The sequence below is a fragment of the Aeromonas finlandensis genome (assembly GCF_000764645.1).
GTDB classification, from domain to species: domain Bacteria; phylum Pseudomonadota; class Gammaproteobacteria; order Enterobacterales; family Aeromonadaceae; genus Aeromonas; species Aeromonas finlandensis.
The window spans coordinates 1-8,546 of sequence record NZ_JRGK01000123.1; the positions used below are offsets into that span (position 1 = coordinate 1).

Consider the following 8,546-nt stretch of genomic DNA (forward strand, 5'->3'; position numbering starts at 1 on the left):
ACTCGGTTAGCCGATCCCATCTGGTTAACCTTGCTTACCAGTTCGGCTAACGACTCTTTCAGCGCCACTAAGCGTGAAGAGCTACCGGCCATTTTGAACTCCTCCATTGATTTGGAAAAGTCCAGTACAAACATCACATCAACCCCACCGCTATATTTGCGTGCAGCCCCTCTTTCACCAACACTGATCTCCTTATCAAAGGCTGGCAAAAGAGAGGTATCAAACCAGGAGATATGAGGGGATTGAGCAATTGCTCGGTACTGAATATAACTAGGAGCACCGCCAGGAGTTATGTTTTTGAATCCTTCGTAAGAAATATCGATTACATTTGCCGGCTTTCCCTCAGCTCGTCGTGGCATAAGGTTATCAATATAACTAGCAACCAGTTGCTGATTACGTGCATCCGCCTGGCCTTGGTCTTCGACAGTATTATTATTATCTTCAGCAGTCAGCGCCAGCGAAGCCTGCTCCAGCACATCAGACAGACGTGCCTTCTCTGTCATATAACGCGGCCCCTCGATACCCAGCGCGATCAGCATGAAAAACAATGGAATAAGAAAGACAAAAATAATTGCAATTGCCCCTGAGGTGTCTTTTGAAAACGACCTACAAGACTCAACAATGTGTATATATATGGATACTAGCCACATCATTTATCTCACCATCACGATAGAATAGGAAACATTGTTACGATTATCGAGCCGCAAAAGGGGATTAAAAAGATCAACTGGCGGCATGCAAAGGATAACTTGGTAGAGCGGGATCCATCGGTTGAAACTACTTTTTGGCACCATATCTAATAAAGGCGGATCCCTAAGAGCAACTCGTGATTGGCAAGCATCTTCAGGACCTGCCGTCATGGTATAACTCTTCTCTGGCATGATGACCTTTTGTTTATTCCACTCCTTGGTATTTTCATTAAATTGCCAAGGTTCAAAATGGATCTGTTCAACCTGCAATGATACTCTATTTACCACATCATCAGAAAAACTCATGTTTTTCAACATCGTTTTCGCCAACAGGAGCAACTCATTCACATCTTGCTGCTGAACCACCTCATAGCTTCGATTATCACTATTATCTTCACTCTTATAGAGCTGTGTCCGTTCCCTGAGAATTCCAGATATGGAATAAACAGTGCGTTCCATCTTACCCATTTGGGCTTGCATTTTAATCAGGTCGGCGAAATAAAACATGATGATAACCAAAAGAAAACAGATCATTGAGAACTCAATCGCTATTGAGCCCGATTGATCAGTAGCTAAAGTCCGTTCGTTCGTATTCTTGAACAAAGACAACCTCTCTAACTAATAATTCATCAAATAGATTACTGGGAAAAGGAAAAAACATCGGTTTATATTTATAACCGATTCGATAAATGGCAATAGGGGCACCCTTGCTGGATCCTGAATCACTCATACCATTTGATCCCTGCAGGGTTTCAATAGTGTTCCTGACACAATCCGTCCTATCACAATTGACAAAATTTACCGCCACTGAAAGATTTTTACGCTCAATAACGGTCCTCCATAATCTGCCTGCTTTATCACCGAACAAGACATTAGAGAATCGTTGTTTATAGCCTTCGCCATCTTCGGAATTCTTTGACATTTTAGCGCCCTCGGAGGTGGCGAGATCCAGCACTCCCGATATATACGCAATGCGGCTCATTTCTACGATAAAAAAAACCATCATAAAAAATAATCCAGCGATAATGGAGAACTCAATTGCCGCCACCCCATTGCGATTTAACGCAAAATGCCTGAGCTTACTAAATATTTCTATAATAGGTGAACTCACTCAACCTCCGCTGTTATATTTCCAATGTTTCAACATAGGACAGTGCATTTAACAAAAAATCAGCATCTTTGGCAATTTTCTCTTCCTCAATGATCTTTTTGGCGTACTTTCGGTCCCCGGCCTTGATAAGGGAGAAAACTAGATTGTGCACCAACTTTGTATCCCGATTACCCTTCATATATTCAGGAAAGAGTAGTGTAATACTCTGTTGATAATCGCTTGAAAGCATTGCCAATACAGCCAGATTATTTACTGCGGTACTGTCTCCAATATAATTGGCGCGGGCTTTTTCTATATACTCCTTAGATTCATTCACCTTGCCTTTATAGGCATTAGCGATCCCCATTATATTGTATGCCTCACTATTTTTGGGGTCTAAAAATATGGTTTTTTGTGCAGAATGCATTGCGTTACCATAAGAACCAGACAACACATAGGTTTTAGCTGCCAGCAAATGATATTGCGGCACATTTTTATCCAACAACGGAGTTATATAACGGAGTGCTTCAGTATAGTTACCTATCATATAATAGCTATAAGCGAGTTTATAACTCAGTTCTGGTGTCTCTTTCTTTGCCAATTCAGCACGATAAAAATCAACCAACCCTGGATAATTGTTTGCCCTGACCAGAATATCTTCACGATATGAGTTACTTTGTTGTTCAGTGAGCTGGGCCATGCCATGACGGGAACAGCCGGATAACATCAATAGAGATGCTGTTAAGATTAAAGTTTTAACCATGGAGACCATCTTGCATAATCCTTAATACGCCAGGGGCAATAATTAAAATAACGATCGGGAACATGATGAAGAGTATTAGTGGTACACTCATCTTGGCTGATAGACTGCCTATCTTTTCTTCTGTACTCAACAACTGGAGCTCTCTGATATTCTTAGAAAGTTCAATCAGCTGTTCAAAAACCGAACTTCCAAATAGCACACTCTGTTGCAGTGTGGTACAGAACATCTTCATTTCCTGATTACCGACCATGGTATATAACTCTTTTAACGCACTCCCCATACCATTTACTTCAGCATGTCGCACTAGATTATCCATCAAGATAGCCAGGTCTGAATTCATACGGACAAAGCTGCTCGCCGTCTGTCTAAGTGCATGTTCCACCGTCATGCCTGACTGTACACAAACCGCAACGAGATCGATAAAATAAGGAAGATCATTGAGCACTTTCTTCAATTTACTTTTTATTACTATCTTTCGAATTATTCCAGGAAATACGATAACCGCACCAAATGACAGCATCATGGTGACAACCGCCGCCTCCCGTGACATTGGTACAATCCCGCTGAAATTAAGTAAAAAAAGTAGCATGGCTAAAGCAAATATAATAATCAACTTTCTCTTTAAATTATTGTCAAGTGCGACCATTGCAGCAGCATAAATACCATTCTGCTCAATCAGCGAGGTTAATACCTTACTACCATCAGTACTGGCTATTTGCTTTAACAGAGCGTGTCCATTTCTCTCTTTCAAACGATGGGCCAATCTGATCACCATCATTTCATTAATGACCATCGTTGCAAACAGCAGCACACCAAATAACACAGTGATGATATAGAATAACACCATTATGTCGCCCTCTTTATTAAAAAAGAAATAATACCAATTCCAATAGACACGCTACCAATCATATAATATAGAATGAATCGGCCACTGTCGGAATTCATAATAAAATCAAAGTTATCTGGCATAGTAAACTTCATTAAAAATAGAAAGCCTATTGGAATAGCAGCTACAATTTTTGCTGACATTCTCGCCTCCGAAGTCAAAGAGTTCCGGCGCCGCTCCATTGTTTTGGCATCCGACACTATTCTCGATAACCGGGTAATCAACAGCTTCAGTTGTCCACCACGTTTAATACTGACCAGCATAACCGTGCTAAAAAAATAGAATTCCTTATAATTGAAAGTATTCCAGGCATCGGCAAAGACCTTATCAGGATCTTCACCTACGTTCAGCCGCCGCACAATACGGTTAAACTCAGCCCCCAACGGCCCAGTGATATCGACACCACAGCGTTTTAGCCCTTCATGAATACTGGCTCCAGACGAAATCGCTGCCGTCATGATCGACAAGACCTCGGGAAAATGGTCATCAAAATAACGCCTTGCGGCCCTTCGACCAATCAAGAAAACTGCAACGATATAGAGTAAACCGGCTGCTGGCAAATAGCTAAACCAAGGAAAAATGTGCCACTTAACATTTGCAAATAGCACCACTACACTGTAGATAGCCAGTAAAATACTGTTAATCATCCGATTACTGTTATTAAATCCATTGAAATACCCCCCCAACTCGACCAACATAACATGCAGACGATAAAATAAACCATTATAAATATTTTTTTTATCTTCTTTTTTCTTTAAGAATCTCTTTATGTGTTTTTTGCGAAGTAAATCATTTGCTGAGTAATAGGAGAAAAAAACACCCACTCCAATTATGACTAAATAAATCATCATCAACTGATACCAAATATCGTTTTTAATTCTTTATCCAGATCGAAAAAGACCGCATTCTGCATCACAACTGATCGCAGCAACAGGCCATGATTACAAAACTCACCACGTATCTTACCGTCTTCAGTACGGCCAGCCTGTGCTTTATAAGTAAAAATATCCTGCAATACTATCCGATCCCCCTCAATCCCCATCACTTCTGCAATACTGGTTATTTTACGCGAGCCATCATTCATTCTCGAAGCTTGAATGATAATATGAACAGCAGAAGCGATATTGCGCCGAATTACATCTATAGGCATATTCATACCAGACATCATCACCATACTTTCCAGTCGTGCAATCGCATCACGTGGAGTATTGGCATGCAGTGTGGACATCGACCCATCATGACCAGTATTCATCGCCTGTAGCATTTCAAATGTCTCTTCACCACGGCACTCACCCACAATAATTCGGTCGGGGCGCATCCGAAGTGAATTGATCACCAGATCACGCATAGTGATCTGCCCGGTATTTTCAATACCTGCCACACGGGTTTCCAAGCGGAGAACATGAGGCTGTACCAAGCGAAGCTCTGCCGCATCCTCAAGAGTGATGATCCTTTCATTGTCAGCAATATAATTTGACAGAGCATTCAGCAAGGTAGTTTTTCCAGAGCCAGTCCCCCCCGAGACAATAATATTGACACGGCAACGTGCGGCAATAATCAAAAAATTAGCCATATCACTGCTCATCGAACCATAATTTACCAAGTCTAAAAAACTCTTCTTGCCTTTGCCAAACTTTCGGATAGAAATCGACGTCCCATCCAGAGCAATCGGAGGAATAACAACATTCAGCCGGCTACCATCCGCTAGCCGAGCATCAACCAAAGGCTTTGTTTCATCAATACGTCGTCCGACCTTCAGAACTAACCGTTTAGCGACTTCGGTCAGTTGATCATTATTAATGAATCGTTTATTCGTTAACTCCAGTATGCCGGCACGCTCAACATAAATTTGCTCCGGCCCATTCACCAAAATGTCACTAATGCTCTCATCTTCGATGAGTTCTCTTAATGCACCATAGCCGCTAATTTCATCAGAGATTAACTCAACAAGTTCACGCTTGTCTTGTAATGAAACATGGCTATTAATACTATTAATGACATTTTCTGCATGGTTACTAATCTCATCGATTAGCTTATCACGGTCATGGATTAACTCCTCGATAACCTGTATTTTTATGTTTTTTAGTATTTCATCCCGAATGAGACCCTGCTCTTCTACGCTAACGTTCATACTCACCTACAACATTAATTATTTCTATGACGAGTGCTACTTACTAAAAATATATTTTATAGCACTAAATAAATTTTTATTTCTTTTTTCTTCAATGCCAAGGACAGCATAAGTGACTGACGTTATGACTTTATCGGCTTTGCTTTGCACCTTGCTTCTTATATTACCAAGACCATTACTACAATAAGGGATGGTAAAATCTACTCTCCTGCCAAGAACTCGCTCTACATCACTAGTTTGCAATAAATTGGCCCTAATTGAACCTCTCGAATTATTTACGACAACGAACAGTCTTTTATATTTATCACCATATTTTTTTGTCTTGCTGAACAGCTCAATATAGTGGGTGGCAACTCTCAAAGAAGCAGCATCGTTATCCATAAGTAATATTGCGCAATCAGTTGCTTCAATATCTGAAATCATCTGCTCTTTACCAACATTATGGATAGCCTGATCCAACAGCAGAAAATTGTATTTATCAGTATTCACTATGACCGCTGTTTCTTGACTATCTTTGTCCTCATAATCAATATTGCTAGCTTCTATCGATAATACATCAAGCAAATCGTTAATGGGCTGAATCCCTTTGGCAATATCACAGCCAAGAATTATATCAATGTCTTTTGTACCTCTATCCCCCTGCTGTAATAGTATTGGTAGAGGCTTTATCTTATTCATAGTGAGCGCCAATTTACAGGCAAATAAACTTGCTCCTACGCCACCTTTACAGCCAATCACACGAATAGCAAGAGGGGTACGATCTCTCACCGGGGTTGGAGCAATAGTTATTTTTTTGATTAACTGCTCGCTTTGTGAGGCAAAATGAAAATAGTATACCCCCTGTTCCAGAAAACGTTGTGCAACCTGTATAGAATCATTAGTGCCAGTCAGGATAATCCAGCACCGCTTGGGGACCAGGCGGCCCAGCGCCAAAGAAATAGTCGCAACATCGGTATTATCTTCAATATCAATAACAACTCCCGCGAGCTTGTCAGCATCAGTCAGGGTAGTTAAAGATAAAATATCCTGTTGTTCAAACAGGAGGTCAGTGAAGCCATTTATTCGCAGTGATTCTGCTAACTCTCTCTGCAATGACTCATTGTTTGATAAAATCGCGATCCGGTTACTCACTTCTGTGGATATAGTATCTTTACCTTTATCTAAGGTAATTAACATATTATCTGACTCCTGCTAGGCAATATGCGTCATAAGGCAAGTCGGGATAATGGTCGTAGTGACAACAAAGAAATCAATCTCTGGTACTTTATGTTATCACTTGTCCACAATCACTGCTCACATAGCCTTGACACTGTTTTATTGAACAATCGTTATTGAACGAAGCCACTACTTCTCATGAAATTCTCAGCAGCTAACCGCTCAGAATGCTGCGTGATACTATCAAAATTAAAGAAACGGGCAGCAGTGGAAGTACGTCTAAAATCAGGGTAAATAACATCATTGTTCTGGCTTGGCTTCACCAGTTTTATGGTTGCCACAACGACGAGTTCGGTCTTTTTTCTTTCCGTAGCGGCATTTCTGAAAAAAGCACCCAAGATTGGGATATCACCAATGAACGGGATTTTAGATAATGCTTCCCTTTCCGTCGTACTCAGCAGACCACCCAATAGAAAGGTATCACCATCTGCCAACTCAACTGTAGTGGTAGCACTCCGTGTTGTGAGGGCAGGAATATCACTATCATCTCCGATGGTAATTTTACTGCTGACACTGCTTACTTCTTGGCTCAATGTCAAACGGATATTATCCTTAGTGTTGACCTTAGCACCAATATTCAATTTAATGCCGAAATCTTTATAGTTAACATTAGTACCATTGCTAGAGCTGGTAACAATTGGGATCTCCCCACCGACCAGAAAATTGGCGGTCTCTCCCGATAGCACTGACAGATTAGGTTCAGCAAGTACCTTGGCTATGCCGTCATTACTGATGGCGCGTACCAGTGCAGTTAATGTATCTGCATTACTGCGAACAAAACTAAATTCACCAGCAGAATTTCCAATTGTATTCCAATTGATGCCAGCATTATCGGAGAACTCTTTGGTTACCTCCACTACTGAAAGCTTTACATTGACCTGGTTAGGGAGAGGTAGTTCAATCTTATTAATAACATTTTCGTATTCTACTTGGGCGAGGAAATCAACTATCCCCCCATCATTGTCATTGCTCAAAGCCTTCCACTGTCTGTCTATTTTTCTTTTTTTTGCTCCGATATTCTCTCCAACTAACTGATAAATTTCATCACGTGTTGCCTCATCCTTGACCATTCCCTTGATAACATAGTTATTTCCAAGTTTGTTGATTGTGATATTACTATCAGGGTATGTCTGATGAATCTTGGTATATACATCACTCAGAACGGTATCAACCAATACTTTGACTTTCACCAGAGCTTTGCCATCCTTATCGAAGGCACTAAAATCGGCCTTCCCCTCTTTCTTGGCGTACACCACAAAAGAGGTTGGATTTATTACTTCATAATCAGCGGTGCCGCTATCAGAACCAAATATTGTACCAATATCTGCACTCGAAACATGGATTAGCTTTGATTCGCCAGGCGCCATATTAATTTGCTGCGCATTCGCAGCAACGGCAAAAAATAACATCAAAGAAGATATTAGAGTGTGACATATTGTCTGGTTTGTTAAAAATTCACGGTTCATCATATTAACCCTTAAGCTTTTTTATCTTATCAATTTGATATTTTTTTAAATCACTAACTACATCACCAGATTTAACGCTGCTAGCACTATTCGAACCCAATATTGGCATTAAAGTCCCTTCATTTTCGACAACCTTGATATCTTTTATCTGCTTTGATGTCAGGCGGACAACCAATTGGCTCTCTTTTTTACCCTTGTCTGATTTAATGTTTAGCACAGTGACGCCACTGATGATTTTTGTCAGCTCCCCCTTAGTCAGCAGAAAGATATCGACCTTATCCATTTGTGAAAGCTGGGCAACCATGT

General features: G+C 40.7%; 10 protein-coding genes. All 10 read right to left on the reverse strand.

Annotated features, from left to right (window positions below):
* Window positions 1-653, reverse strand: a 653-nt coding sequence (locus tag LD28_RS0111000) for a TadE/TadG family type IV pilus assembly protein (RefSeq protein ID WP_033137013.1), incomplete at its 3' end; no start/stop codon positions are given.
* Window positions 654-1,292 carry a tight adherence pilus pseudopilin TadF gene (gene tadF, locus LD28_RS0111005; protein WP_162182394.1) on the reverse strand — a complete coding sequence of 213 codons (639 nt, stop codon included), beginning with the start codon at window positions 1,290-1,292 and terminating at the stop codon, window positions 654-656.
* Window positions 1,255-1,800, reverse strand: a complete 546-nt coding sequence (locus LD28_RS0111010; protein WP_156120190.1) for a TadE/TadG family type IV pilus assembly protein — start codon at window positions 1,798-1,800, stop codon at window positions 1,255-1,257. The genes tadF and LD28_RS0111010 overlap by 38 nt, the downstream gene beginning before the upstream one ends.
* Before the next feature lie 13 nt (window positions 1,801-1,813).
* Window positions 1,814-2,551, reverse strand: coding sequence for a tetratricopeptide repeat protein (locus LD28_RS0111015; protein WP_033137015.1), 738 nt, complete (start codon window positions 2,549-2,551; stop codon window positions 1,814-1,816).
* Window positions 2,535-3,389, reverse strand: coding sequence for a type II secretion system F family protein (locus LD28_RS0111020; RefSeq protein ID WP_033137016.1), 855 nt, complete (start codon window positions 3,387-3,389; stop codon window positions 2,535-2,537). The genes LD28_RS0111015 and LD28_RS0111020 overlap by 17 nt, the downstream gene beginning before the upstream one ends.
* The gene (locus LD28_RS0111025) at window positions 3,389-4,279 is read right to left on the reverse strand and encodes a type II secretion system F family protein (protein WP_050514306.1); all 891 of its coding nucleotides are present in this window, start codon (window positions 4,277-4,279) and stop codon (window positions 3,389-3,391) included. Before LD28_RS0111025 ends, LD28_RS0111020 begins: the two co-directional genes overlap by 1 nt.
* Window positions 4,279-5,559: a TadA family conjugal transfer-associated ATPase gene (locus LD28_RS0111030; protein ID WP_033137017.1), complete on the reverse strand. Its 1,281-nt coding sequence runs from the start codon at window positions 5,557-5,559 to the stop codon at window positions 4,279-4,281. Before LD28_RS0111030 ends, LD28_RS0111025 begins: the two co-directional genes overlap by 1 nt.
* A gap of 36 nt (window positions 5,560-5,595) precedes the next feature.
* Complete coding sequence (locus tag LD28_RS0111035) at window positions 5,596-6,735, reverse strand: CpaE/TadZ family protein (RefSeq protein WP_033137018.1); 1,140 nt, start codon at window positions 6,733-6,735, stop codon at window positions 5,596-5,598.
* 152 nt (window positions 6,736-6,887) lie between these two features.
* Window positions 6,888-8,243 (reverse strand): type II and III secretion system protein family protein, encoded by a 1,356-nt coding sequence (locus tag LD28_RS0111040; RefSeq protein ID WP_081959518.1) that lies wholly within the window; start codon window positions 8,241-8,243, stop codon window positions 6,888-6,890.
* Between the two features lies 1 nt (window position 8,244).
* On the reverse strand, window positions 8,245-8,546 hold a 302-nt coding region (locus tag LD28_RS23390), incomplete at its 5' end, for a hypothetical protein (RefSeq protein WP_033137019.1).

Coding starts and splice junctions, on each gene's coding strand:
- LD28_RS0111030 (WP_033137017.1), bottom strand. CDS start 5,559: ATGAACGTTAGCGTAGAAGAGCAGGGTCTCATTCGGGATGAAATACTA.
- LD28_RS0111015 (WP_033137015.1), bottom strand. CDS start 2,551: ATGGTCTCCATGGTTAAAACTTTAATCTTAACAGCATCTCTATTGATG.
- LD28_RS0111025 (WP_050514306.1), bottom strand. CDS start 4,279: ATGATGATTTATTTAGTCATAATTGGAGTGGGTGTTTTTTTCTCCTAT.
- LD28_RS0111040 (WP_081959518.1), bottom strand. CDS start 8,243: ATGATGAACCGTGAATTTTTAACAAACCAGACAATATGTCACACTCTA.
- LD28_RS0111020 (WP_033137016.1), bottom strand. CDS start 3,389: ATGGTGTTATTCTATATCATCACTGTGTTATTTGGTGTGCTGCTGTTT.
- LD28_RS0111035 (WP_033137018.1), bottom strand. CDS start 6,735: ATGTTAATTACCTTAGATAAAGGTAAAGATACTATATCCACAGAAGTG.